Below are 26970 nucleotides of genomic sequence, written 5' to 3' on the forward strand. Positions count from 1 at the left end.
GTAACCAAAAAACATAACTAACATACTGAAATGAAAAGAATTCTTATTAGAATAGAGCATCAATACTGCTAATTTTTGATATAGATCACATTATAAATGATTAATAAAAAATATCAATAAAAATAACAACTTAGGTTGTTTTATGATTTGTGTAACATAAAATGCTATTTATTAATTTTGAAATTAATATAACAACACATAAAAAAGATCAAAGTCATCACTTTGATCCTTTGTTTATAGTATTATTTAATATTAATTATTGGATTGAAATTAAAGACCTAACTCATGCCAAATGGTATCAATGTGCTCAACAACTTTTGCATCTTTTTTGATTACATTTCCCCATTCTCTTGTAGTTTCACCTGCCCATTTATTTGTCGCATCTAATCCCATTTTTGACCCTAATCCAGAAATAGGCGAGGCAAAGTCGAGGTAATCTATCGGTGTATTTTCAATAAAGGTAACATCTCGTTTCGGATCCATACGAGTAGAAATTGCCCACATCACATCTTTCCAATCGCGTGCATTAATATCATCATCACAGACAATTACAAACTTCGTATACATAAATTGCCGTAAATAAGACCACACTCCCATCATAATTCGTTTAGCATGTCCAGCATATTGTTTCTTGATAGTGACGACCGCAATACGGTAAGAGCATCCTTCTGGTGGTAAATAAAAATCAATGATTTCAGGAAATTGCTTTTGTAAAATCGGAATAAACACTTCATTAAGTGCTAAACCCATTACGGCTGGTTCATCAGGTGGACGACCAGTATAAGTTGAGTGATAAATAGCATCTTTGCGACGTGTGATGTGAGTAACGGTAAAAACGGGGAAACGCTCAACTTCATTATAATATCCGGTATGATCACCGTATGGACCTTCTAATGCTGTCTCTTGCGGATCAATATAACCTTCTAATACAATTTCTGCACTAGCGGGGACAAGTAAATCACATGATAAAGCGCTAACCACTTCACTTCGATGCCCCCGTAGTAATCCGGCAAACGCAAATTCTGACAAGGTATCGGGTACAGGTGTGACTGCGGCTAAAATAGTGGCCGGGTCTGCCCCTAATGCAATAGCAACCGGGAACTTTTCACCCGGTTTTGCAGTCTTCCATTCTTGAAAATCCAATGCACCACCACGATGAGCCAACCAGCGCATAATTAACTTATTTTTAGCCAGTCGTTGCAAACGATATACCCCTAGATTTTGCCGATCTTTATTAGGACCTTTTGTAATTGTTAATCCCCATGTTATTAATGGTGCAACATCATCTGGCCAGCAGTGCATGATAGGAATTTGTGTTAAATCAACGTCATCATTTTGTATAATGATTTCCTGACACGGTGCTGAAGAACGCTGCTTAACCGGCATATTTAAAACTTGTTTATATTTTGGCAATTCAGAGAAAAAACCTCGAATTCCTTTTGGCGGCTCTGGTTCACGTAAAAAAGCCAATAAATGACCGACTTCACGCAAAGCTGAAATATCATCTCTCCCCATCCCCATTGCGACTCGTTTGGGCGTTCCAAATAAGTTACACAATACAGGCATATTATAACCAATTGGATTTTCAAATAACAAAGCTGGACCGCCTTGCCGTAGAACACGATCAGCAATTTCCGTCATTTCTAAATGCGGATTGATTGGATAGCTTATACGTTTTAATTCACCCTGTTTTTCGAGTTGGGCAATATAATCTCTTAAATCTGTATATTTCATGAGCATCTCAAACATTGACATCTAGGGATGATTATAACGTGATTATTATAATTCACCATCAGGTATTTAAGACCAGACAATATAGCGTATATCCAGTGTTTACGGATAACGCTTTCTTAATTAGCACTTTACTGTTTAATTTAATATGTTTTAATACAGACAATTGCAAAATATTACCACCAACGGTAGAAATGATGAGTAGGTCCAATACCTTTACCTATGTGCAAAGTATCTGCTTGTTTAATTGCGCCATTTAAATAATCTTTTGCTTGTCTAATCGCATCAACTAACGACATTTTAGGTAACAATGCTGATATCGCTGCTGATAGTGTACAGCCTGTACCATGTGTATTTTTTGTATTCACTCTTATACTTGAAAAACGAACTATTTCATCATGAGTAATTAAATAGTCCGTGCTCTCTCTGCCATGTAAATGCCCACCTTTAATCAGTACTGCTTGACAACCAAATTGTAATAACGCCTGTCCTTGATGTTGCATTTGTTCTTCATTCGTTGCTTCCGGGCAATTTAATAATGCTGCTGCTTCCGGTAAATTAGGTGTAATTAAGGTGGCATAAGGTAGGAGTTTCTCACGAATCGCCTTAATTGCTTTTTGATTTAATAAAGCGTGTCCACTTTTTGCTACCATCACGGTATCTAATACAATGTAAGGAATAGGTTTTTGAGCTAATATTTCAGCTACCGCGGTAACGATTGCATTGTTCATCAACATACCAATTTTTAGGCTGTCAATCTGGCTATCTTCTATAAGTACATTGAATTGTTGTTTAACAAAATTTGCAGGTATAGCAAAAACGTCTGCAACACCTTGAGTACTTTGAGCCGTAAGAGCCGTTATCACTGACATACCGTATGCGCCTAATGCCGAAAACGTTTTTAAATCAGCCTGTATTCCTGCGCCACCACTAGGATCAGAACCGGCAATTGTTAATGCGATCGTCATCTGTTTATTCCTTGTTGAATTTGATTAATCTTATGAGCAAGTTGTTTTGTTGATCGAGCTATATCCGGCTGACCACAGATTGCCGACACGACAGCAACTCCCTCAATTCCCATTTCTAAAATTGGTGTGAGGTTTTGTAAGTTAATACCACCAATAGCAACAGCGGGACAACGCTTTAGGTGATTTAGTTTAGCTAATTCTGCTAATTCTATGGCTGGGGCAGCATCTTGCTTAGTTGTGGTAGGGAAAACCGGACCTATACCTAAATAATCGACGTATTGCCAATTTACCCTTTCAAGTTGTTGTTGATTTGAAATAGATAATCCCAGAAATTTATCGACACCAATAAGTTTACGGGCAACATCGACGGGTAAATCCCGTTGTCCAACATGTACACCATCAGCATCAACCGCTAAAGCAATATCGACATGATCATTAATTATTAATGGAACCGGCGTATCTTGAAGAACTGTTTTTAAGGCTAATGCAGCACGATACCAATCTAATCGATCGAATTCATGCTCTGATCTTAATTGCACAACGGTCACCCCATTATCCACTGCAATCTTGACTGTATTAACCATCCCATCGATTCCGCCACATAAATCTGGGTCTAAAACTAAATACAAAGATAAATCGAGTTTCTTTTGCATATTATTTCTCTTTTACAACGATATTTTCCATCAAAGATAATTGATCTAAAAGTGAAACGGCAAAACTGCCTAAACCTTGTTGTTTATCAGCTAATTCGGCAGCCTTCTTCATCATATAACACGCTGAGGCTGCGGCACATAAACGATCGGATGAATTAGCAATGAAAGCTGCAACCATCGCTGACAGCGAGCAACCCGTTCCGGTTACTTTTGTTAACGCTACATCTCCTCCTGCGATAGAATATACCTGCTTTCCATCAGTAACATAATCTGTAGCACCAGTAACGGCGACAATGGTTTGATATTGATCTGCTAGTGTCTTAGCTGCTGTCAATGCTGATTCAGTAGATTCTTGACTATCAACACCTTTTGATTGAGCTTTGTGCCCAATTAGTGCCATAATCTCGGCAGCATTACCTCGAATGACCGTGGGATGATAAGATAATAATGAGTGCACAACCTGCGTACGAAATTTTAATACCGAACCTACAGCAACCGGATCCAATACCCAAGGTTTATCAACTAACATAGCTGTACGAGCTGCAAGAAGCATGCTCTGGGCTGAAGACTTTTCAATAGTTCCAACATTAATTAATAAACTATCCGTAACTTTAACAAAGTCTGCCACCTCCTCCTGAGCAACGACCATAGCAGGTGAAGCTCCAATAGCTAATAAAATATTTGCAGTGAAATTTTGCACAACATCATTAGTTATACAATGAACCAACGGGTTACTTGAACGAACATGTTTTATAAATGGGCTAACTTGTTCAGCTAGTAATAATGTAGTAGTTAAAGACATCCCTTCTCCTTACTTAAAATGGTAGAGAAGGTGCTATCTAACTAGAAAGCGGAGACTTCCCTACGCTGGTATGAGCCCAGATCAGGTTCAACGGGTAAATTCTCAGCCATTAGCAAAACCAAATTGCAAATGACACCCCGAGTCAAATCAGTGAATGGTTATTATGCATGCAATTTACATAACAAGCAAATAGACCATAAAATCACTTATAACTTATACTTACAATCTTTTTTATTAATAAAATAAAATAACTACAAATACCAGTTTAATCGTTTATTTACTTTTAAATGATTATTGATAGACTAATTACATTTCAATAGTTAAATATCAATAAACATATGAATTCATCTAGGCAAGCGCAATTATTACAATATGGACGTGAACTAATTGAATCTGAACTGAGTGAAGCTCAAAAACTATTACATCGACTTGATCATAATTTTATTCAAGCCTGTGAACTTATTTTGGCAACAAAAGGCAAAGTGGTGGTATCTGGTGTTGGCAAATCAGGTCATATAGGAAAAAAAATTGCCGCATCCTTAGCAAGTACTGGCACACCATCATTTTTCATGCATTTATCAGAAGCATTGCATGGCGATTTAGGTATGGTCAACAGCACTGATACAATCATTCTCATATCTTATTCAGGTAGAGCAAATGAATTTAATTTTATTTTACCTATATTAAAAGATCTGAACGTACCGATAATTGCCATAACTGGTGGTAAAACATCGCCATTAGCTAAAGCAGCCAATACAGTTTTAGACGTTAGCATTGAGAAAGAAGCTTGCCCTATGGGATTAGCCCCAACTTCCAGTTCAACTAACACTTTATTAATAGGCGATGCACTTGCTATTGCTGTCATGAGAGCGAGAGGATTTAATGAAGAAGATTTTGCCCGTTCTCACCCTGCCGGTAGCTTAGGTGCAAAATTACTTAACCGAGTTAAAGACGTTATGCGTACCGGAGAGCGAATACCTAAAATCGCTGAAAGTGCAACGGTATTTGATGCAATGCTTGAACTAAGTCGCACAGGATTAGGTTTAATTGCAGTGTGTGATGCAAATAATCATATTAAGGGAGTCTTTACCGATGGCGATTTGCGTCGTTTATTATTAAATAATGGTACATTACATGATCCGATAAACCAAGTAATGACATCACCGGGTTATCGTCTTCCTGAAAACAAGAAAGCCATTGAAGCGTTAAAAGTATTTAACGATTATAATATTACCGCTGCACCCGTCGTCGATCAGAATGATTGCTTAGTCGGCGCAATTAATATACATGATTTACATCAAGCTGGTATTTCCTAGGATGAAAACTGTATTCATTTGGAGAAAGCTGATATTATTTATAACTGAAATAAATAATCAGAAATTTTTTATTGCAAAATAGCTATATCTCCTGCGATAATTGTCGCCCTAAATTTTGTCTTTAGACGGAGACTAAGAGTATTGCGGTTTGTTTTATAATCACAGACAATGTCTATAAAACGAATCGTCAGCATGTTTAACCAAACACAGATGATGAAATTATAATGGCAGAGAAGCGGAATATCTTTTTGATTGGCCCAATGGGGGCAGGTAAAAGTACTATTGGTAGGCAGATCGCACAACAGTTAGGTATGGATTTTTTTGATTCCGATCAAGAAATTGAAAGACGTACCGGAGCTGATATTGCATGGATCTTTGATTTAGAAGGTGAAGACGGTTTTCGTGCTAGAGAAGAGAAGGTGATCAATGAATTGACTGAGAAGCAAGGCGTTGTATTAGCCACAGGTGGTGGTTCAATCTTATCTAAAGAAACACGCAATCGCCTATCAGCAAGAGGTATTGTAGTTTATTTACAAACTACAATAGAAAAACAAATGGCCCGGACGCAGAAAGATAAACGTCGACCATTATTACAGGGTGGCAACACACTCCGTGAACGTTATGAAGAACTTGAAGAAGAACGTGTCCCATTGTATGAAGAGATAGCAGATATAACAATAAAAACGGATGAACAAAGTGCTAAAGGTGTAGCTAGTTATATCATAGAGCAAATCGAACAAATATAATTGCCTGCTTGGCAATTATATTGTTGTAAAAACTATGTATTGTAAGTAACAGGAGGCGCTGTGAATAATCCAATTCGTACCAATAAAGAAGATCGCTATTTCTCTGAAGAATCTCAGAGTGCATCTAATTTAAGTCAGTCCTTTTTAATGAATAAAAAGTTACTAACAATCATGGTTACATCCATTATCATTGTTTTATTACTGATTATTATCTACTTACTATTTAATCGCCCGATACAATATGTTGATGTGAGTAATAATCACTTAACTAATTCAGATAGTATAGAAAGATATAGTCAAGGTTATCAAACATTAACACCGCCGAGTATATCGTCAAATTCGATCTCAACAAGTTCTGAAAATGCTTATACGGGTAAAGAGCGTATTGAGATTTCTGATGATGTTGCCGAGCGTATGTCTCAAATGTACAATTCCAATAATACACTTATTGAATTTAACAGCCAAAATACATATCTTGATATTGAGCATAATGAATTGCCATTAGGTAAAACGCTTCCGAATGATCACTATACTATCCAACTTATTGCAACATCATCATTGGAAAGTATTATGGCATTTGCAAAATCACATAAACTGACTAATTACCAAATCTATGAAACTCGTCGCGAAAACAAACCTTGGTTTGTACTTATTAAAGGTAGTTTTACCAATATCAAAGATGCGAAAACAGTTATTCAAAATTTACCGTCAGAGTTACAACGTAATTCGCCTTGGGTTAAATCAGGTACAGTAGTTAATAGAGAAAAGCTAGTTTTACAATGATCTATCAGTATTTTCAGAGAGTTTACAGGAGTCTCTTTTGAAAAAGCAGCGTGCTTTTCTTAAATGGGCAGGTGGGAAGTATTCACTTGTAGATAAAATAGTTAAACACTTACCTGAAGGTGATTTATTGATTGAACCCTTTGTTGGGGCGGGTTCTGTATTTCTAAATACCAATTATGAAAGGTATATTTTAGCCGATATTAATGAAGATTTAATATCGCTATTTAATATTATCAAAAATAAACCGAATAAATTTATTGAAGATGCGAAGTTATTATTTACTGAACAAAATAACCAAGCAGGCGCTTTTTATGAATTAAGGGAGCATTTTAATAATAGCCAAAATCCTTATCAAAGAGCCTTATTATTTTTATATCTAAATCGCCATTGTTATAATGGGTTATGCCGTTATAACAACAGTGGCGAATTTAATGTACCATTTGGTCAATATCAAAATATCTATTTCCCAGAAAATGAATTATTTGCTTTTTCCGAAAAAGCGCAACGGGCAGAGTTTATTTGTTCACCCTATGATAAAGTGATGAAAAAAGCCCAAAAAGGTGCTGTCATCTATTGTGATCCACCTTATATGCCATTATCGCAAAGCGCAAATTTTACCGCTTATTATTCGATCAACTTTACTGTTCGTGATCAAAAACGTTTAGCGCTTATAGCATTAAAATTATCTAAACAGGAAATACCCGTACTGATTTCCAACCATGATACTATTCATACTCGAAATTGGTATAAAGATGCACAATTGCATCTTGTAGAAACGCGTCGCTCAATAAGTTGTGATGGACAAGGTCGAAAAAAGATAGATGAACTTTTAGCTCTCTATTCCCATTAATTTCTTTTTATATCGTTTTTTGTCAAGATAATTAGACCATAATAATTGTTACTCATTGCCCATTTTATTTTTATAAAATGGGCAATGACTATTAATAATCGAATGCAACTCTAATGGCTAAACCGAGCAAAATAAAACCTAATAACTTATCCACCAAAAATTGTATTTTAAAATAACGTCGTTGAATAAGTTCTGATTGAAATATAGCTGTAACAATTGGCCACCAGATTATTGCTTCAACCAAAATGATGAACGCAACAATCAATTTATCCATTAAAGATGAATCTAATGCTAACACTTGAGTGAATATAGCAAGAAAGAATAAAGTGGCTTTTGGATTGAGTAAATTACATAAATAGCCTTGTATGAAAGCTTTACGATAGGTAACATTCATTATCTTAGCTGATTGATTTACATAGCTTACCCCGCTATTTTTTGCAAGTAATGCTTTAAAACCAATCCAAGCTAAATAAGCAGCGCCCGCATAACGTAAGAAGGTAAATAGCCAAGGTGTAGTTTTAATTAATACCGCAATACCTGCTATACAATAACTCATATGGGTAAAGATTCCCATAATAACTCCCAAACAAGTCATTAATGCATACTTGCGTTGGTAGTTTAAACTATTTTTAACAACCATAAAAAAATCTGGTCCAGGCGAAACCATACCTAATAAACTAATGGTTGCTACAACGATAAATAAATCATAATTCATCATAAACTCAATTTCAAAACCTCTTAATATTTAATAAAGAGTGCACCTAACTCGTCTTTAATATTAAATGAATGATCATGTTTTCATACAGCTATTAAGGTAAGGCTGCTGAACGATTTAATGTGGCTAGATTTGTTAAAACTTGTTCAACGTACTCAGCACGATTATTACCTTTTTCAATATGGAGATAATCTGTCCAGAATTTTGCATTAGATTTGACATCGGCGCCATTAAGAATAATCCGTGGCATATCTAATTGATAAATATTATTTGGCATGGCAGCATATTGACCAAGATCTGACTTACTTGCATTAGTGATCAAATAAAGAGAACGCGGTTTTTCAGATAGCTTGGCAATTGTTGGTGTTCCTGCTCCCATCATCAAATGATCAGGAAAAATATAAAATACGGTATTTTCTAATAGCCCTTTTTCCTCAAGATAATTCATAAATTGCCCCAGATTATAATCTAACGAAGCGGCAACAAATTCCATATTGTCATCGCGTTTGTCAATGACCTTTTCCATGCGCTGATCATAAAATCCGCTCGGTGCATGGGTTGAAATCGTGGAAATAAATAAAGCAAATGGTTTGTCACTATCTGATAATTCATTAATTTGTCTTTTAGCAATAGCAAAAATATCTTTATCATATAATCCAAAAGGAGCCTGAGGGTACTGTCCCTGATAATTAGCTTCGCTGATAATATCAACATCAAACATTGAGATAACATGACCTATTCCAGCAAACGTTGGACCACCAATAATATAGCGCGTTTGATAATCAGCCTTGTGTAACACATCTGGAAGAGTGACTAATTGTGTTTGTGAATAAGGCGCAAATGGCATAGTCCGTATTCCACCCACCAAAAATGGTATACCTGTCATATAAGTATACATTGATGCCGTAGTCCATGAGCTCCCCTTACCCATTGGAATATCACCATAAAAGTCATATTTTTGACGTAATTGATTTAAATTCGGGGTCAGCTGATTAAAATCTAGAAAGCCCTGTTCAAAAGACTCCAATGAAATAACAATGATATTTTTACCTTTGCTAGCCGATAATTGATCTTTATGCGGATAATCTTGCATTTTAAGCGTTGCTAATGCTTGCGAAAAATCTTGCTTAGGTGCACTAGTAACTTGATATAATTCAGTTAATTTATCAAAAGGTCCATGATGATAATTTAGTGACATTGCCATAATGACCAATATCATTAACCGAATTTGAACATTAATTTTATTTTGGCAAATTACTGATAACTTGGTTAATAGAAATATAAAACTAAAAAATACAACAACAGTTAGTAAAGCTTGCAATTTAAAAATTAACAAACCTTCCCAAATATCATTTATATTCAAATTAACAAAAAACTGATAATCAATAAAACCGCCACTAAAATAGATCGAAATTATTTCCATCACTATAAAAACAGTCATTATCACAATACAGATTAATTTTGCTTTTTTAGCCTTAACTAAGGAAGCTAACATAAGGGTGATAATCACCAATGGCATAACAATCCAAACATTAATTGGGAAAAACATCATTCTTTTTATAAACCATTAATTAAAATGGCAAATAGTATATACTTAAAGCTATATTTTTTCAGTTTTATATCAGAGTAATTATAAATATAAAATGCTCTTTTTTATCTACAAAAAAGCTTAACGAATTGAATTATGGCGATTTTTCACCCCGTTTTATCATAATAATTATGGTTATTTCGCATTTTTTATGCTCGTTTCTTTAGATTCTGATATGATACATAATTAGTTATTTGAAACATATTGAAACGATAAGGAAATAAAATGAAAATCCTTTTTGGCGTTCAAGGAACAGGCAATGGTCATATAAGCCGTTGTCGAACTCTAGCTAAAGCCTTGAAAGCTGCTGGAGCCGAAGTTGATTATATTTTTAGTGGTCGAGATGCTAAAGACTATTTTGATATGAACGATTTTGGTAATTATAAAACCTACAAAGGAATGAGTTTTGTCACACAAAATGGAAAAATCAATATTCGTAAAACTGTCAGTCGAATTAGAGCATTCCGTTTAATAAAAGATGTCCGTGAATTAAACTTGGATGAGTATGATACTATTATTAGTGATTTCGAACCCGTTAGTGCTTGGGCAGCTTATCATCAAGAACGCCAGTGTTTGGGAATCAGCAATCAAGTAATTTGCCAATATCTAAAACCCAAAGAGTATGGGCTTATCGCCAATGCGATTATGAAATTTTATGCGCCAGTAACTGATCCAGTAGGTTTACACTGGTTTCACTTTGGTCATTCATTAATACCGCCAATTATTGACCCGATGACAAAGCATGAAGAAAATGGAAGAATTGTCGTTTATTTACCATTCGAATCGTTGGAAAATATTATCAATTTACTTGAACCGTTCAGTCAACAATATGCTTTTGACTGCTTTCATCCTAGCATAGAACAACCATTGGTAGAAAGTAACATTAATCTTTACCCATTAAGCCGAGATATGTTTACGCAAGCTATCGCATCATGTTCCGGAGTAATCAGCAATACTGGTTTTGCTCTCATTTCTGAAGCACTCGTTCTGGGTAAAAAAATACTCACTAAACCAGTATTAGGTCAATTTGAGCAAATCTATAATGGCCACTGTCTTGAAAAATTAGAACTTGCAACCGTAATGCAAACACTTAATAAGTCATTATTAGAATATTGGTTGAATCAATCATCACCTGAACCGGTTATTTATCCAGAAGTTGCACCGCAACTAGCGGAATGGATTGTATCAGGGCAAAAGGAGCCTTTATCAGAGTTAAGTCGCCATTTATGGCAACAAACAACTTTTCCTAACCACGTTCAACAAAAAATTATTGAATTGGGTTATGGACTTTAGTTTAAAATTTGATTTAGAAAATATTAACAACAGATTTCAAAGAGCAATTTTATGATTTTAAGTATTATTGTGGCGATGGCCAAAGATCGAGTTATTGGTTTAAATAACCAAATGCCTTGGCACCTACCGGCTGATTTAGCTTGGTTTAAAAAAAACACAATAAATAAACCTGTTATTATGGGTAGAAAAACATTCGAATCAATTGGGCGTCCACTACCAAATCGACATAATATTATTATCAGTCGAACCCCTCAAACGAGTGATAATCCTAATATCACTTGGGTAACCTCACTATCTGACGCACTGGCTGTAGAAAAAGACAGTTCGGAGATTTTTATCATTGGTGGCGGAAATATCTATCAACAAGCATTACCGCTCGTCAACCGCTTATACCTAACTCATATAGATACAGCCCCAATTGGTGATACCTATTTTCCTGACTATCAACGTGAGCACTGGCATCAGATTTATGTAGAAGATCATCAAATTGATGAAAAGAATCCCTATAATTATCGATTTGAAATATTAGAGAAAAATTAGTTTCTTAATAAATCGACGAACAATATCGCAAACCGAATTTGATATAGCATGAAATACCAATATAGTGCCTCTTTCCTGACTTGTCGCGACCATTGGATTTACCGGACAAAGTGTATATAATGATTGGCTATGCTTAGTGATCGATTTTTTTGCTGATATCAAAAAATAAAAGGTTAATATCATGAAAAATTATCTTATTGCACCGTCAATTTTATCTGCCAATTTTGCTAAACTTGGAGAAGACACGCAAAAGGTACTTAATGCAGGCGCAGATGTTATACATTTTGATGTGATGGATAATCACTATGTGCCCAATTTAACGATGGGACCGATGTTTTGTAAAGCATTACGTGATTACGGTATTATGGCGCCAATTGACGTTCATTTAATGGTTTCTCCTGTTGATGAATTAATCCCAACTTTTGCCAAAGCCGGTGCCAGTAATATTTCGATTCACCCAGAAGCAACTCTACATTTGGATCGTTCCTTACAATTAATTAAAGATCATGGTTGCACTGCCGGTATTGTTTTAAACCCTGCGACTCCCCTTAATTGCTTAGATTATGTATTAGATAAAGTTGATATTATTTTGTTAATGGGAGTAAATCCAGGTTTCGGGGGGCAATCATTTATTCCACATACATTATCCAAAATAAAACAAGTTCGTGAACGAATTGATCAGATTGGTCGCGATATTCGTCTCGAAATTGATGGTGGTGTAAAAGTAGATAACATTGCTGAAATTGCACGAGCGGGAGCCAATATGTTCGTAGCAGGATCAGCTATTTTTGGTGCACCAGATTATAAAACAGTCATTGATGCAATGAGACTACAACTTGCGATGGTAAAAGAATGATGAATAAACCTAATGATATTCAGGCTATTGCCTTTGATTTGGACGGTACCTTAGTCGATAGCGTTCCCGGACTTACTCTTGCAGCACAAAGAATGTTAACCGATTTATCTCTTCCAAGTGTCACTTGTGATCAAGTTAAAAATTGGGTCGGTAATGGTATTGATGTAATGATACAGCGAATTCTTAAAGCTGTGGGTGGTGAACAAACACAATTATCCCAGGCGAAGAGTGCCTTTAATCACCATTATGATCAAGTGATTGAAGAGGGAACAAAATTGTTTCCCGGTGTACTTAGTACATTGCAAACGCTTAAAGAAAATAATTATGCTATCGCTTTAGTGACGAATAAACCTCGTGAGTTTTTACCTTCGTTATTGAAATCCCTCGGTTTAGCGCCCTTTTTTGATTTAGTTTTAGGTGGCGGTGACGTTATTAAACTTAAACCACATCCAGCCCCTCTTTATCAAGTTATGGCTAGTTTTGGACTGTACAATGATCAATTGTTATTTGTGGGTGATTCCAAAAATGATATTACAGCGGCTAAAAATGCACAGTGTATAACTGTGGGGCTAACTTATGGTTATAACTATGGTGAACCAATAGCAAATAGTCACCCTGACTATGTATTCGATCACTTTGCCGATATTTTGACATTATTACCATGTCCTAAGATCGCTCCGACCAAATAGCGAATAATTTAAATAATAGGAATATATTATGAGTAAACCGATTGTTTTTAGCGGTGCCCAACCTTCTGGCGAGTTATCTTTAGGTAACTATCTAGGTGCACTACGCAACTGGGTAAAATTACAAGATGAATATGATTGTATATATTGCATTGTCAATCAACACGCGATTACCGTTAGACAAGATCCGGAAAAACTAAAAAAAGCCACACTTGATACACTTGCGCTATATTTGGCTTGCGGTATCGATCCTAACAAAAGTACCATTTTTGTTCAATCGCAAGTACCTACTCATGCAGAATTAGCTTGGGTATTAAACTGTTATACTTATTTTGGTGAATTAAGTCGCATGACACAGTTTAAAGATAAATCGGCTCGACATGCTGAAAATATTAATGCCGGCTTATTTGATTACCCCGTATTAATGGCTGCCGATATTCTTCTTTATCAAGCCAATCTAGTTCCAGTAGGCGATGATCAGAAACAGCATCTTGAATTAACACGTGATATTGCCAGTCGTTTTAATGCGTTATATGGTGAAATCTTTAAGGTACCTGAACCATTTATTGCTCAAGCTGGAGCAAGAGTCATGTCTTTACAAGATCCGAGTAAGAAAATGTCTAAATCCGATGAAAATCGGAACAATGTGATAGGCTTATTAGAAAATCCTAAAGATGTCGAGAAAAAAATTAAACGTGCTGTCACTGATTCTGATGATCCACCAATAGTGCGTTATGATGTAAAAAATAAAGCAGGAGTATCCAACCTATTAGATATCTTGACGGGAATTACAGGAACGCCAATTGCTGAACTTGAGCAGCAATTTGAAGGTAAAATGTATGGACACTTGAAAACTGAAGTTGCAACGCAAGTTTCCGCAATGCTAGCACAATTACAAGAACGTTATTATCAATATCGCAATGATGAAGATATTCTGTTCGATATTATGCATGATGGTGCGAAAAAAGCGACTGCTAGATCTCAAGCTACCTTAAATCAAGTCTATGATGCCATTGGTTTTATCAGATAATAGGTGACATATTGTCACCTTATTAGGATTAGTTCAAAAGAGCTTAGCCAATATCCATTTTTATACCATATAAAGATAGCGTTATATGGTATGATGTCGATATGAACACGGTATATTATTTTCAATATCGTGTTCAGATTGTATTTAATTTATTCATGTTTAGGTTTTACTATGAAAATCATTATCCTTGGTGCAGGTCAAACTGGTAGCGCGCTGGCTGAATATTTGGTAACTGAACACTCAAATGATGTAACTGTCATCGATGAAGCAACAGAAAAACTGCAATCCCTGCAAGAACGATTTGATCTTCAAGTTATCCATGGTAAAGTTTGTTATCCTCAAGTATTACAAAGTGCCGGCGCAGAAGATGCGGATATGCTTGTTGCGGTAACTAATTCAGATGAAGCTAATATGCTAGCTTGTCAAATTGCACATTCAGTATTTAATATTCCACAAAAAGTTGCCCGTATACGAGCCTCCGAATACAGCGATGATGATTATCCTCTTTTCTCAATTGATAATGGTATTCCTATTAATCATATCATTTCTCCTGAAAAATTGATTACCCAGCATATCAGTCAATTAGTTCAATATCCAGGGGCGCTACAAATCGCATCATTTTATGATAATAAAGTCTATTTAGTTATGGTAACGGCTTATTATGGTGGAGCATTAGTAGGAAGTGAATTATCAGAAATTAAAGAACATTTACCTCATGTAGAGGTTAAAGTCGTCGCGATTTATCGCCAACACCGATTTATCCGCCCCATTGCGACTACAATTATTGAAGCGGGAGACCTCGTTTACTTCATCACAACGCCACAAAATATTAAAGCGGTAACGAGTGAGCTACAACGCTTAGAAAAACCATTTAAACGGATTATGATTAGTGGTGGCGGAAGTGTCGCTGTTACTCTAGCTAAACAATTAGAAGAAGATTATCAAGTTAAGCTAATTGAACAAAATATACAAAATGCCGAACTTATTGCTGAACAATTAGCAAATACCACAGTCTTGCATGGTGAATCAGCCGATCAAGAATTACTTTCTCAAGAACAGGTTGAATTGACAGACTTATTTATTGCTGTCACGGGCGATGATGAATCTAATATTATGTCCGCTATGCTAGCCAAAAGAATGGGCGCTAAAAAGGTTATAGTACTGATTCAACGACAAGCCTATTTAGAACTGATTAATGAAAGTGTCATTGATATTGCAATCTCACCACAGTTAACCACAATTTCAGCGCTGTTAAGCCATATCCGCCAGTCGGGAATTGTTAAAGTCGTATCACTAAGACAAGGTAATTCCGAAGTAATTGAAGTAATCGCTCATGGTGATCGTCAAACATCAAAATTAGTCGGACGAACAATTAATGAAATTCGTTTACCATCGGGCGCAACCATTGGCGCTATTGTTCGTGGTGATGATGTACTTATTGATAGAGAAGATATTGTCATCGAAGATAATGATCATCTCATTATTTTTTTATCAGATCGTAAAAGTATCAATGATATTGAAAAATTACTTTAAATACCCCATTTCAGATTAATTAGTCATTAATACAGTTTCAGATCAATCTTATCGTGATTATTCATTTTGTCTGTATTTTGGAATTAAATGTATATAAATCAAAATGAGCAACAATCTCAATATTATTATGATTAGTTTGGTAAGATGAATAAAAACGATAGTAGTAACAACAAAGATATTAGTAGCAGGTAATTTATGATTATATTCTCGTCCATTCAAATCCGTCGTGGTGTCAATCTTTTATTGGATAAGGCATCCGCAAAAATTAATCCCGGACAGAAAGTGGGTTTAGTGGGTAAAAATGGTTCCGGAAAATCAACCTTGTTTTCTTTAATTAAAGGTGAAATTATCACCGATGCAGGTGAAGTATCTCTCCCATCTCAATGGCAGTTATCATGGGTAGATCAAGAAACACCTGCTCTTGATATTTCCGCTATTGATTATGTTATTGATGGTGATCGTGAGTATCGAAGCTTAGAAAAACAATTAGCTATTGCCAATGAAAAAAACGATGGTAATGAAATTGCATTATTACATAGTAAATTAGAGGATATTGATGGCTGGAGTATTCAGGCTCGGGCAGCCACTCTATTAGACGGGCTAGGCTTTAGTCAAGAACAGATATATTTACCGGTTAAGTCATTTTCTGGTGGCTGGCGTATGCGGTTGAACCTAGCACAAGCTTTAATGTGCCGTTCTGATTTATTATTACTTGATGAACCAACTAACCATCTTGATCTTGATGCTGTTATGTGGTTAGAAAAATGGCTTAAGAATTATAACGGTACATTAATTTTAATCTCACATGATAGAGATTTCCTCGACCCACTGGTCAATAAAATTATTCATATTGAACAGCAAAAATTATTTGAATATACCGGTAACTACTCTTCATTCGAAAACCAACGTACGGTCAAATTGGCACAGCAACAGTCGCTATATGAAAATCAGCAACATAAAATTGCCCACTTGCAAAGCTATATTGATCGCTTTAGAGTTAAAGCTACCAAAGCAAGACAAGCTCAAAGTCGCCTAAAAATGTTAGAAAGAATGGAAAAAATTGCTCCGGCTCATGTTGATAATCCATTTCAATTTTCATTTCGGCCGGCTGAAGCTTTACCAAGTCCGCTCATTACAATGGAAAACGTAGTCGCGGGTTATGGTGATAAAATTGTATTGAATAATATTAAATTAAATTTAGTTCCTGGTTCACGAATTGGTTTACTTGGACGAAACGGAGCGGGTAAATCAACATTAATTAAAGTGTTAGCAGGTGAATTACAGCCAAAATCAGGTCATATTCTTCTAGCTAAAGATGTTCAATTAGGCTATTTTGCACAGCATCAATTAGAATACCTTCGTGCTGATGAATCACCATTATGGCATTTAAGTCAAATTGCTGATCCTAAACATACCGAACAGGAATTGCGTAATTATTTAGGTGGTTTTGATTTTCGCGGTGATAAAGTAAAAGAAGCGGTTAAGACCTTCTCAGGCGGAGAAAAAGCCCGACTAGTATTAGCATTGATTGTCTGGCAACGCCCTAATCTGCTCTTGCTTGATGAACCGACTAACCATTTAGATTTGGATATGCGACAAGCCTTAACCGAAGCGCTAATTGATTTTGAAGGGGCAATTGTGGTGGTATCCCATGATCGCCATTTACTACGTTCAACCACAGATGAATTTTATTTAGTACATGATCAATTAGTGGAACCATTTAATGGCGATTTAGAAGATTATCAAAAATGGCTCAATAATGATCAAAAAGATAATAAGAAGCAAGAGACTGAAATCATTACACCACCAATTGAAAATCTTTCAGCGCAAGAAAAAAAAGAGTTAAAACGAAAAGAAGCGGAATTCAGAGCACAAATGCAACCACTAAAAAAAGCGTTACAACAAACTGAAAACCGTATTGAACAGATCAGATCATCTTTAGATGCCGTTGAGCAACAACTCGTTGATCCACAACTTTATGATTCACAAAATAAAACTAAATTGACAGATTTGCTATTAAAACAAAATCAATTAAAAATTGACTTAGATACACAAGAAAAAAATTGGTTAGATATTCAAGAACAATTGGATAATTTTGTTCTAATTACATAATTTCCTATTTCCTTTCTACTCAATAGTATCCCCATTAACAAATTTGTTTTTGGGGATTATTCACACTTTTTTATCATCAATCCAACACTAATTAATTGGTAACTTTAAAATAGTAAGCTATATATTTGATGAGATAGATATGTGGCGTAAAATAGTATGCTCTAGATTAGATCAAATTATTTAGGATTAAAGAAAAATGAAAAAACTAATTAAAACACTTCCAATTTTAATGGCCTGTACCGGAATTATGGCATCCGCAATAGCTGGCCCTCATTGGGGTTATGAAGGGAAAGAAACACCGGAAAATTGGGGTAAGTTGTCACCAGAATATCAAATGTGCGATCTTGGTAAAAACCAATCACCCGTTAATATTACTGGGCCTATTCATGCAGAAGTAAATAATCTAGACATTCATTATGATTTGATTTCAGGTACAATTATTAATAATGGTCACACTGTGCAAATCAATGACAAAAATGCCAATGATTACCTAACTGTAGATGGTGAACAATTCAAATTAACACAATTCCATTTCCATGCCCCAAGTGAAAATCAAATCAATGGTAAAACTTATCCTATGGAAGCGCATTTTGTTAATCAAAATAAAGACGGTGAGTTATTAGTAATGGCTGTTATGTTAGAGGAAGGAAAAAGTAATCCAATTGCTGCGCAGTTATTAAGCTTATTGAATGATAAAGAAAATACCCCAACTAATATTAATGGTATCGATATTCGTACTTTTTTACCTGAAGTTAGTGATTACTATCGTTTTTCTGGTTCATTAACTACGCCACCGTGTTCTGAAGGGGTCACATGGATAGTGCTAAAACAACCAATCACATTATCAAAATCAGAAATTACAAAATTTAAATCCGTATTCAAACATCATAATAACCGCCCGGTCCAACCATTACATGGGCGTCTTATCATTTCAAATTAACTCTTTGAAAAAGAGTTCTTTTTTAGATAAATGGTCTATTAGTTGATAGACCATTTTCTGTAGATTATGTTATATTTACTAAACTTTTACCTACATTTTTTGTATACTGCACACTCAATTTAACTTCAAAGCTCATTTGGAGAACTACAGTGCAACAAAATCGTATAATTCGACGCGCCCTGTTAAGCGTGTCAGACAAAACTGGTATTGTTGAATTTGCAAGAGCCCTTTCCCAACGTAATGTTGAAATTCTATCCACTGGCGGAACTGCCAAACTCCTATTAGAAAACCATATACCTGTTATTGAAGTTTCTGATTATACTGGTTTCCCAGAGATGATGGATGGGCGTGTAAAAACGCTACATCCCAAAATTCATGGTGGAATATTAGGACGTCGTGATGTTGATTCACAAATAATGCAAGAACATAATATTGCACCTATTGATATGGTAGTTGTTAACCTTTATCCGTTTGCTAAAACTGTGGCGCAACCAGATTGCCGTTTCGAAGATGCGGTTGAAAATATCGATATTGGTGGACCGACAATGGTAAGAGCAGCGGCCAAAAACCACCAAGATGTCGCTATCGTCGTAAATAATCAAGATTATGATATTATCATCAAAATGATGGATAATCAGCAGAATGCATTAACCTTTGAATTTCGTTTTAACTTGGCAGTCAAAGCATTTGAACATACTGCACACTATGACGGTATGATTGCAAACTATTTCGGACAATTTGTAACCCCTTATTTTAATGAATCTAAACAGCTTTCAGGACAGTTCCCGCGTACACTTAATTTACAGTTCACTAAAAAACAAGATATGCGTTACGGGGAAAATAGTCATCAAAAAGCAGCATTTTATATTGAAAATAACTTATCTGAAGCCAGTGTATCTACAGCAACACAATTACAGGGAAAAGAATTATCTTATAATAACATAGCTGATACTGATGCAGCCCTTGAATGTGTCAAAGAGTTTTCTCAACCTGCTTGCGTCATAGTAAAACATGCTAACCCTTGTGGTGTGGCTGTAGCTGATTCAATTTATGATGCTTATCTGCGTGCTTATCAAACTGATCCAACCTCGGCTTTCGGTGGTATCATCGCCTTTAACCAACCGCTTAACCTAAAAACCGCTCAAGCTATTATTGAGAAGCAATTTGTAGAAGTCATTATTGCCCCATCCATTGAAGAGGAGGCATTAAACATATTATCTACCAAAAAGAACATACGAGTTTTAGTTTGTGGTAAATGGGATCAACGACAAAGTGGTTGGGATTTTAAGCGTGTAAATGGCGGATTATTAGTACAAGATCGTGATCTAGCAATGGTCAATGAAACCGATTTTCACATCGTAACACAGCGTAAACCTAGCGCAGATGAAATAGCTGACTGTTTATTTTGTTGGAAAGTAGCCAAGTTTGTTAAATCCAATGCCATCGTTTATGCCAAAGATCATGCCACTATTGGAATTGGAGCAGGACAAATGAGTCGAGTTTATTCAGCGAAAATCGCCGGAATTAAAGCGCAAGATGAAAATCTATCGATTGCTGGTTCCGTCATGGCTTCAGATGCTTTTTTCCCATTTCGAGATGGAATTGATGCTGCGGCAAAAGTTGGAGTCACATGCGTTATTCAGCCCGGTGGTTCAATTCGCGATGATGAAGTCATTCAAGCCGCTAATGAACATAATATGGCAATGATCTTCACTCAAATGCGACATTTCCGTCATTAATAATATTAATCACAGATAACGCTAGCAAAAAGTAGAAAATCAATTCTAACTAAAGGAAAAATTAATGAAAGTACTTATTATTGGTAGTGGTGGTCGTGAGCATGCATTGGGTTGGAAAGTGGCACAATCACCATTAGTCAGTCAAATCTTTGTTGCACCAGGTAATGCAGGTACAGCACTGGAAACTAAGCTACAGAATATAGATATAGCGGTTACTGATATTAAAGGATTAGTTACTTTTGCGAAACAACAGTCCATTGATTTAACGATAGTAGGTCCTGAAGCACCATTAGTTATTGGTGTCGTAGATGCCTTTCGTCGGGAAGGTTTAGCAATTTTTGGTCCAACACAAGCTGCTGCTCAACTGGAAGGCTCAAAAGCCTTTACCAAAGATTTTCTAGCTCGTCATAAAATCCCAACGGCTGAATATCAAAATTTCACTGAAATTGAACCGGCTATTGCTTATCTTAGAGAAAAAGGCGCCCCCATTGTCATAAAAGCCGATGGTCTTGCTGCCGGTAAAGGCGTAATCGTTGCTATGACACTTAAAGAAGCGGAAGATGCAGTACGAGATATGCTAGCTGGGAATATTTTTGGTGAAGCAGGTCATAGAGTTGTAATTGAAGAATTTCTTGATGGTGAAGAAGCTAGTTTTATTGTAATGGTCGATGGAAAAAATGTTGAACCAATGGCAACCAGTCAAGACCATAAACGCGTGGGTGACCATGATACAGGTCTAAATACCGGAGGTATGGGCGCATACTCACCTGCTCCGGTAGTGACTTCTGCAATATTTAATCGAGTAATGGAGCAAATTATCTACCCAACTGTAAATGGTATGGCGTCGGAAGGAAATACTTATACTGGATTTTTATACGCAGGATTAATGATTGATCAACAAGGCAATCCTAAGGTCATTGAATTTAACTGTCGTTTTGGTGATCCTGAAACTCAGCCAATTATGATGCGATTGCAATCTGATTTAGTAGAATTATGCTTAGCCGCAGTGAATGGCAAGCTAGATTCTATACAATCAAAATGGGATCCTAGACCTGCATTAGGGGTTGTAATGGCAGCCAATGGTTACCCGGGCAAATATACTACGCATGATGAAATCCATGGCTTACCGCTTAACTCAACGCCTGATAGCAAAGTTTTCCACGCGGGTACCGTGTTAGAAAATGGCAAAGTTTATACCCATGGTGGACGAGTATTGTGTGTAACCGCTTTAGGCAATAGTGTTTTACAAGCTCAACAACATGCCTATGCCTTACTTAAGCCAATCCACTGGCGTGGTTGTTTTTACCGACATGATATTGGCTACCGTGCTATTGAACGTGAAATAACATAATTGGTTTTAATCATTTAATCCAACACTAATTTTGCTGCCGATTATTCTGTCAATACAAAATAATCGGCATTTTTATATTTATCAAAAAAAAAACCTAACACAGATTGTGTGTTAGGTTTTTGTTACCCGATTAATTACATCGGGAATCACGTTAAGCGTTAGCTAATTTAATCTATCAGTGATTAAGCTTTAGCTGCACCCTTTGCAGCAGTTTTGATTGCTACGTCTTCGCTGATATCGCCTTTATCTTGATATGGACGTCCATAATATGTATCAAGAAGAATTTGTTTTAATTCAGCAATTAACGGATAACGTGGATTTGCACCCGTACATTGGTCATCAAATGCATCAACTGCAAGTTGATCAACTTGTGATAAGAATAATTTCTCATCAATACCAAACTCTTTAATAGAGAAAGGAATATCAAGATCTTTTCTTAATTGATCTAACCAACCAATTAATTTTTCAACTTTCTTATCATCTTTATCAGATGCAGACGTTAAACCTAAATGATCTGCAATTTCCGCATAACGGCTAACCGCTTTAGGATGACCATATTGGCTGAACGTACCTTGCTTAGTTGGTTTATCTGTTGCATTAAAGCGTACAACATTGCTAATTAACATCGCATTTGCCACACCGTGTGGAATATGGAATGCTGCACCAATTTTATGCGCCATAGAGTGACAAACACCTAAGAATGCTTGAGCAAATGCTACACCTGCTAATGTTGCTGCACTATGTACTTTTTCTCGAGCAATTGGGTTGTTAGCACCTTCTTTATAACTGGCTGGTAAGTAAGCTTTTAATAAACTTAATGCTTGTAATGCTTGCCCATCGGAGAATTCACTTGCCATAATTGATACATAAGCTTCTAATGCATGAGTAACGGCATCATAACCACCAGCAGCACATAATGATTTTGGCATAGTCATCACTAAATTTGCATCAACAATCGCCATATTTGGTGTAATTGCATAATCCGCTAATGGGTATTTTTGACCTGTAGCATCATCAGTTACTACCGCAAATGGTGTTACTTCAGAACCTGTACCAGAAGTAGTTGTTACACAAATGAGTTTTGCTTTTTCACCCATATTAGGGAAGTGACAAGTACGTTTACGGATATCCATGAAACGTAATGCTAATTCATCAAATTTAGTTTCTGGATGTTCATAAAGTACCCACATGATTTTTGCCGCATCCATTGGTGAACCACCACCTAATGCAATAATTGTATCAGGTTTGAACGCACTCATTGATTCAGTACCTTTACGAACCACACTTAAAGTTGGATCAGCTTCAACATCAAAGAAAGTTTCGCAAATTACACCTTGTGCTTCTAATTGATCAGTAATTTGTTTTGAGTAACCATTGTTGAACAAGAACTTATCAGTTACAACAAAAACGCGTTTTGCACCTTGTTCAATAACTTCACTTAAAGCAACTGGGAGTGAACCACGTTTGAAATAAATAGAACTTGGTAATTTATGCCATAACATATTTTCTGCTCTCTTAGCGATAACTTTCTTGTTGATAAGATGTTTTGGACCCACATTTTCTGAAACTGAGTTTCCTCCCCATGATCCACAACCTAATGTTAAAGAAGGTGCTAAATCAAAGTTATATAAATCGCCGATACCACCATGAGCAGCAGGTTGGTTGATTAAAATACGGCAAGTTTTCATTTTGCTGCCAAAATAAGTAATACGTTCACGATTCCTATCTTGATCAGTGTATAAAACTGAAGTATGTCCTAAACCACCCATTTCAACTAATTTTTCAGCTTTATCAACGGCATCTTCAAAGCTTTTTGCTTTAAACATAGCTAAAGTTGGTGATAGTTTTTCATGAGCAAATGGTTCAGATAAATCAACTTTAGATACTTCTCCAACTAATACTTTAGAACCTGCTGGAACTTTGATACCAGCTAGCTCAGCAATTTTAGTTGCAGGCTGACCAACAATATTAGCATTTAAAGCACCTTTATCATTTAAAATGATGCCTTGAACCGCTTTAGTTTCTTTTGCATTAAGAACATAAGCACCGTAGTGAGTTAGTAAACGACGTACTTCATCATATACTGAATCAACAACTACAATTGCTTGTTCTGATGCACAGATCATACCGTTATCGAAAGTTTTAGACATTAATACAGAAGCAACTGCACGTTTTAAATCCGCGGTTTCATCAATAATTACTGGCGTATTACCTGCTCCTACACCTAGTGCTGGTTTACCTGAACTATAAGCAGCTTTCACCATACCAGGACCACCCGTTGCAAGAATAGCTGCGATATCATCATGATGCATTAATGCATTTGATAATTCGATAGATGGCTCATCAATCCAACCAATAATATCTTTTGGTGCCCCCGCTTTGATCGCTGCATCCAATACAATACGAGCTGCTTCAATAGTTGATTTTTTAGCACGCGGGTGAGGTGAAAAAACAATCGCATTACGAGTTTTTAAGCTGATGAGAGATTTAAAAATTGCAGTGGAAGTTGGATTAGTTGTTGGAACAATACCACAAATAATACCAAGTGGTTCTGCGATAGTTATGGTTCCAAACGGATCATTTTCAGCAACAATACCACAAGTCTTATCATTACGGTATTTATTTAGAATATACTCTGCTGCAAATAGATTTTTAATTACTTTATCTTCTACAATACCCATTCCTGATTCGGCAACAGCTTGTTGCGCTAAAGGAATTCGGGCTGCTGCTGCTGCTGTTGCTGCTGCAACGAAGATTTTATCAACTTGCTCTTGAGTGAAGGTTGCATAAACTTGTTGTGCTTGTTTAACGCGCACGAGAAGTTCATCTAACTCTTTTAAGCTAGTTACTGCCATACTACTATCTCCTAATTTTAAATTTAAGTTTAAGTTTAAATCTGGCCGTCTCTATTTTTTATGGGCATCCTTGCCACTTAGTATTTCTAATTGTTAGATTTTCCTTTAGACGAATGACGCTATCCTAAATCAGTTTGTACATCTATTCAATACTAAATTACGATAACAGGCACAATTTGTTGGAGTAAAAATCACATAAATATTTTTTGTTAAATAAAACAATAAGTTAGGAAATTCAACGAAGTAAATGATTAAAAAGATGAACGTAACAAAATGTCACGTTCAGAACAATTTTTCTTTTAAAAATAATAAGTTAAGAGGCTAATTTAGCTAATATATAGCTAACAGCAACGAAACCAAATGTCGCTGTTACGGTGGTTATTGCACCAAATCCTGACGAACAATCCATCTTTTTTACGCCTTGTGCCTCACTTTTAATTTGACAGGTCAACCCATTTACAGTGGGATAAGTCAATTGTTCGGTCGAAAATACGCAAGTAATACCATATTTACCTTTACTGTCTTTAGTTAATTTATAATTATTTTTTAAACGCTCGCGCAATTTAGCTAACAGTGGATCTTGTATTGTCTTGGCTAAATCTGCAATTTGAATTTTAGTTGGATCTTTTTGTCCACCTGCACCACCAATGGTAATAACTTTAAGCTTATTTCTTCGACAATAGGCTAATACTGCCGCTTTATCCCGTACTGAATCAATCGCATCGACGATAAATTGAAATCTAGGTGAAGTTCGTTCCCCTAAATATTCACTTACATTATCTTGATTAATAAAATCATCGATACAATGAACACGGCATTGTGGGTTAATTTGTTTTAATCGCTCAGCCATAACTTCTGTTTTAGCTCGACCGATATTGCTTTTAAGTGCATGAATTTGCCGATTGGTATTAGTAATACATACATCATCCATATCAATTAATGTAATTTCACCAATACCACTACGCACAAGAGATTCCGCCACCCATGAACCGACGCCACCAATACCAATCACACAAATATGTGCGCGTGAAAATGTCGCAAGTGCCGACTCACCGTATAAACGAGCTATGCCACTAAAGCGTTGATAATAATCGTCAGAAAATGTGTTAGACATATTTATCTCATATTAAAAAAAATGGCGTAATACTAACAGTGCTGCGAATTTCGTGCAATATGTGAGGAATTTTTATCATTAACATAATTATTTAAGTTAGTTTAAGTAACCATCTAATAAAAATGTTTAGGTTATTAGTCTTTTTTTCACCTAAATCGATTTTCCTAAAGATGATAGCTTATAGATACAGTTACAAGTTTCGACCAAAATGAAGTAATTCATCGACTAATTGTGTTTCTTTTACACTGTTTGCAATTAAAAAGAAATCGCGATTTTTGGGTTTCTTTTGATACATTAATGAACGTATCATAGCGCGTTTGGTAGCTTTATTATAATCTAGCACAATAATGTAACGACCATTCATTTTCATGTCGGTTCCTTCGATATATTGTACATCTTTATATTGCTTGACTTGTGGTTTGTAATTTCCGCGAGCTGTTGCTTGTTGTAATAAAATCTTCATTGCTGTACTTTCGCTACTAATCTTTTCATCCATAATGAAAATCCGTGCATTATCATAATTATTAGCATAAAGATATACGCGTTGCACATGGTTATTTGAAGTAGATGATTGTGGTACTGCTACTTTCCGAAAAGCAATATGAAAAAAATTACTTTTTTCAGGCATATCCAGCGCTGTTTTGGGTTGTACCGCTTTGTTACCCGAGGCACTATCATTATTTCGTGGATTGGATACAGCATAATTAATTTGGAAACTCAATAAGACCCAAGCGAGTAATAATAACAGTAATTTTTTCATTTTCTTCCA

The 26970-nt window shown here is 35.9% G+C and carries 23 protein-coding genes and 1 riboswitch; of the genes, 14 read left to right on the top strand and 9 right to left on the bottom strand.

The window, feature by feature from the left end:
* Positions 1-270 precede the first annotated feature (270 nt).
* The 4 genes from ubiD to thiM all read right to left on the bottom strand — a co-directional run bounded on the left by ubiD (position 271) and on the right by thiM (position 4154).
* Positions 271-1734 carry a 4-hydroxy-3-polyprenylbenzoate decarboxylase gene (ubiD, locus tag FPB0191_RS10060; RefSeq protein ID WP_039105795.1) on the bottom strand — a complete coding sequence of 488 codons (1464 nt, stop codon included), beginning with the start codon at positions 1732-1734 and terminating at the stop codon, positions 271-273.
* Between the two features lie 173 nt (positions 1735-1907).
* The gene (gene thiD, locus FPB0191_RS10065) at positions 1908-2699 is read right to left on the bottom strand and encodes a bifunctional hydroxymethylpyrimidine kinase/phosphomethylpyrimidine kinase (RefSeq protein ID WP_039105797.1); all 792 of its coding nucleotides are present in this window, start codon (positions 2697-2699) and stop codon (positions 1908-1910) included.
* Entirely contained in the window at positions 2696-3352 is a 657-nt protein-coding gene (thiE, locus tag FPB0191_RS10070) for a thiamine phosphate synthase (protein WP_039105800.1), read from the bottom strand. Before thiE ends, thiD begins: the two co-directional genes overlap by 4 nt.
* Before the next feature lies 1 nt (position 3353).
* On the bottom strand, positions 3354-4154 hold the full coding sequence (gene thiM / locus FPB0191_RS10075; protein WP_039105802.1) for a hydroxyethylthiazole kinase: 801 nt from the start codon (positions 4152-4154) through the stop codon (positions 3354-3356).
* Between the two features lie 40 nt (positions 4155-4194).
* Positions 4195-4304, bottom strand: a riboswitch (TPP riboswitch).
* A gap of 188 nt (positions 4305-4492) precedes the next feature.
* On the opposite strand from thiM, the gene gutQ reads away from it, so the two are divergent.
* The 4 genes from gutQ (at position 4493) to dam (ending at position 7849) form a co-directional block, all read left to right on the top strand.
* Positions 4493-5470, top strand: coding sequence for an arabinose-5-phosphate isomerase GutQ (gene gutQ / locus FPB0191_RS10080; protein WP_039105804.1), 978 nt, complete (start codon positions 4493-4495; stop codon positions 5468-5470).
* Between the two features lie 224 nt (positions 5471-5694).
* Positions 5695-6216 (top strand): shikimate kinase AroK, encoded by a 522-nt coding sequence (gene aroK, locus FPB0191_RS10085; RefSeq protein WP_039105807.1) that lies wholly within the window; start codon positions 5695-5697, stop codon positions 6214-6216.
* Positions 6217-6276: 60 nt separating this feature from the next.
* The gene (locus FPB0191_RS11800; RefSeq protein ID WP_052236933.1) at positions 6277-6999 is read left to right on the top strand and encodes an SPOR domain-containing protein; all 723 of its coding nucleotides are present in this window, start codon (positions 6277-6279) and stop codon (positions 6997-6999) included.
* A 37-nt stretch (positions 7000-7036) separates the two neighbouring features.
* A complete protein-coding gene (gene dam / locus FPB0191_RS10095) occupies positions 7037-7849 on the top strand; it encodes an adenine-specific DNA-methyltransferase (protein ID WP_039105808.1) in 813 nt (270 codons plus the stop codon).
* Between the two features lie 91 nt (positions 7850-7940).
* On the opposite strand, the gene FPB0191_RS10100 is transcribed toward dam, so the two are convergent.
* Positions 7941-8567 (bottom strand): LysE family translocator, encoded by a 627-nt coding sequence (locus FPB0191_RS10100; RefSeq protein ID WP_039105810.1) that lies wholly within the window; start codon positions 8565-8567, stop codon positions 7941-7943.
* A 91-nt stretch (positions 8568-8658) separates the two neighbouring features.
* Complete coding sequence (locus FPB0191_RS10105) at positions 8659-10116, bottom strand: LTA synthase family protein (RefSeq protein ID WP_039105811.1); 1458 nt, start codon at positions 10114-10116, stop codon at positions 8659-8661.
* A 261-nt stretch (positions 10117-10377) separates the two neighbouring features.
* Here FPB0191_RS10105 and FPB0191_RS10110 point away from each other — a divergent pair, with 261 nt between their 5' ends.
* From FPB0191_RS10110 to purD, 10 genes are all read left to right on the top strand, one after another.
* Positions 10378-11445 carry an MJ1255/VC2487 family glycosyltransferase gene (locus FPB0191_RS10110; RefSeq protein ID WP_039105813.1) on the top strand — a complete coding sequence of 356 codons (1068 nt, stop codon included), beginning with the start codon at positions 10378-10380 and terminating at the stop codon, positions 11443-11445.
* 51 nt (positions 11446-11496) lie between these two features.
* The gene (folA, locus tag FPB0191_RS10115; RefSeq protein ID WP_039105816.1) at positions 11497-11985 is read left to right on the top strand and encodes a type 3 dihydrofolate reductase; all 489 of its coding nucleotides are present in this window, start codon (positions 11497-11499) and stop codon (positions 11983-11985) included.
* 181 nt (positions 11986-12166) lie between these two features.
* Positions 12167-12841, top strand: coding sequence for a ribulose-phosphate 3-epimerase (rpe, locus tag FPB0191_RS10120; RefSeq protein ID WP_039105818.1), 675 nt, complete (start codon positions 12167-12169; stop codon positions 12839-12841).
* The gene (locus FPB0191_RS10125; protein WP_202965339.1) at positions 12838-13530 is read left to right on the top strand and encodes a phosphoglycolate phosphatase; all 693 of its coding nucleotides are present in this window, start codon (positions 12838-12840) and stop codon (positions 13528-13530) included. The genes rpe and FPB0191_RS10125 overlap by 4 nt, the downstream gene beginning before the upstream one ends.
* Before the next feature lie 28 nt (positions 13531-13558).
* Complete coding sequence (trpS, locus tag FPB0191_RS10130) at positions 13559-14557, top strand: tryptophan--tRNA ligase (protein WP_039105820.1); 999 nt, start codon at positions 13559-13561, stop codon at positions 14555-14557.
* A 171-nt stretch (positions 14558-14728) separates the two neighbouring features.
* Entirely contained in the window at positions 14729-16090 is a 1362-nt protein-coding gene (gene trkA / locus FPB0191_RS10135; protein WP_039105821.1) for a Trk system potassium transporter TrkA, read from the top strand.
* A gap of 195 nt (positions 16091-16285) precedes the next feature.
* Positions 16286-18202 carry an ABC transporter ATP-binding protein gene (locus tag FPB0191_RS10140; protein WP_039105824.1) on the top strand — a complete coding sequence of 639 codons (1917 nt, stop codon included), beginning with the start codon at positions 16286-16288 and terminating at the stop codon, positions 18200-18202.
* Between the two features lie 196 nt (positions 18203-18398).
* Positions 18399-19142: a carbonic anhydrase gene (locus tag FPB0191_RS10145; RefSeq protein WP_052236934.1), complete on the top strand. Its 744-nt coding sequence runs from the start codon at positions 18399-18401 to the stop codon at positions 19140-19142.
* Positions 19143-19291: 149 nt separating this feature from the next.
* Positions 19292-20881 carry a bifunctional phosphoribosylaminoimidazolecarboxamide formyltransferase/IMP cyclohydrolase gene (gene purH / locus FPB0191_RS10150; RefSeq protein WP_039105827.1) on the top strand — a complete coding sequence of 530 codons (1590 nt, stop codon included), beginning with the start codon at positions 19292-19294 and terminating at the stop codon, positions 20879-20881.
* A gap of 64 nt (positions 20882-20945) precedes the next feature.
* Positions 20946-22232 (top strand): phosphoribosylamine--glycine ligase, encoded by a 1287-nt coding sequence (purD, locus tag FPB0191_RS10155; RefSeq protein ID WP_039105830.1) that lies wholly within the window; start codon positions 20946-20948, stop codon positions 22230-22232.
* Positions 22233-22414: 182 nt separating this feature from the next.
* Here the strand turns inward: purD and adhE are convergent, their stop codons facing one another.
* The 3 genes from adhE to FPB0191_RS10170 form a co-directional block, all read right to left on the bottom strand.
* A complete protein-coding gene (gene adhE / locus FPB0191_RS10160) occupies positions 22415-25087 on the bottom strand; it encodes a bifunctional acetaldehyde-CoA/alcohol dehydrogenase (RefSeq protein WP_039105833.1) in 2673 nt (890 codons plus the stop codon).
* A 313-nt stretch (positions 25088-25400) separates the two neighbouring features.
* A complete protein-coding gene (gene tcdA / locus FPB0191_RS10165; RefSeq protein WP_039105835.1) occupies positions 25401-26201 on the bottom strand; it encodes a tRNA cyclic N6-threonylcarbamoyladenosine(37) synthase TcdA in 801 nt (266 codons plus the stop codon).
* Positions 26202-26391: 190 nt separating this feature from the next.
* Positions 26392-26961 carry a hypothetical protein gene (locus FPB0191_RS10170; RefSeq protein ID WP_039105837.1) on the bottom strand — a complete coding sequence of 190 codons (570 nt, stop codon included), beginning with the start codon at positions 26959-26961 and terminating at the stop codon, positions 26392-26394.
* Positions 26962-26970 lie beyond the last annotated feature (9 nt).

The sequence above is a fragment of the Frischella perrara genome (genome assembly GCF_000807275.1).
Classification (GTDB): Bacteria; Pseudomonadota; Gammaproteobacteria; order Enterobacterales; family Orbaceae; genus Frischella; species Frischella perrara.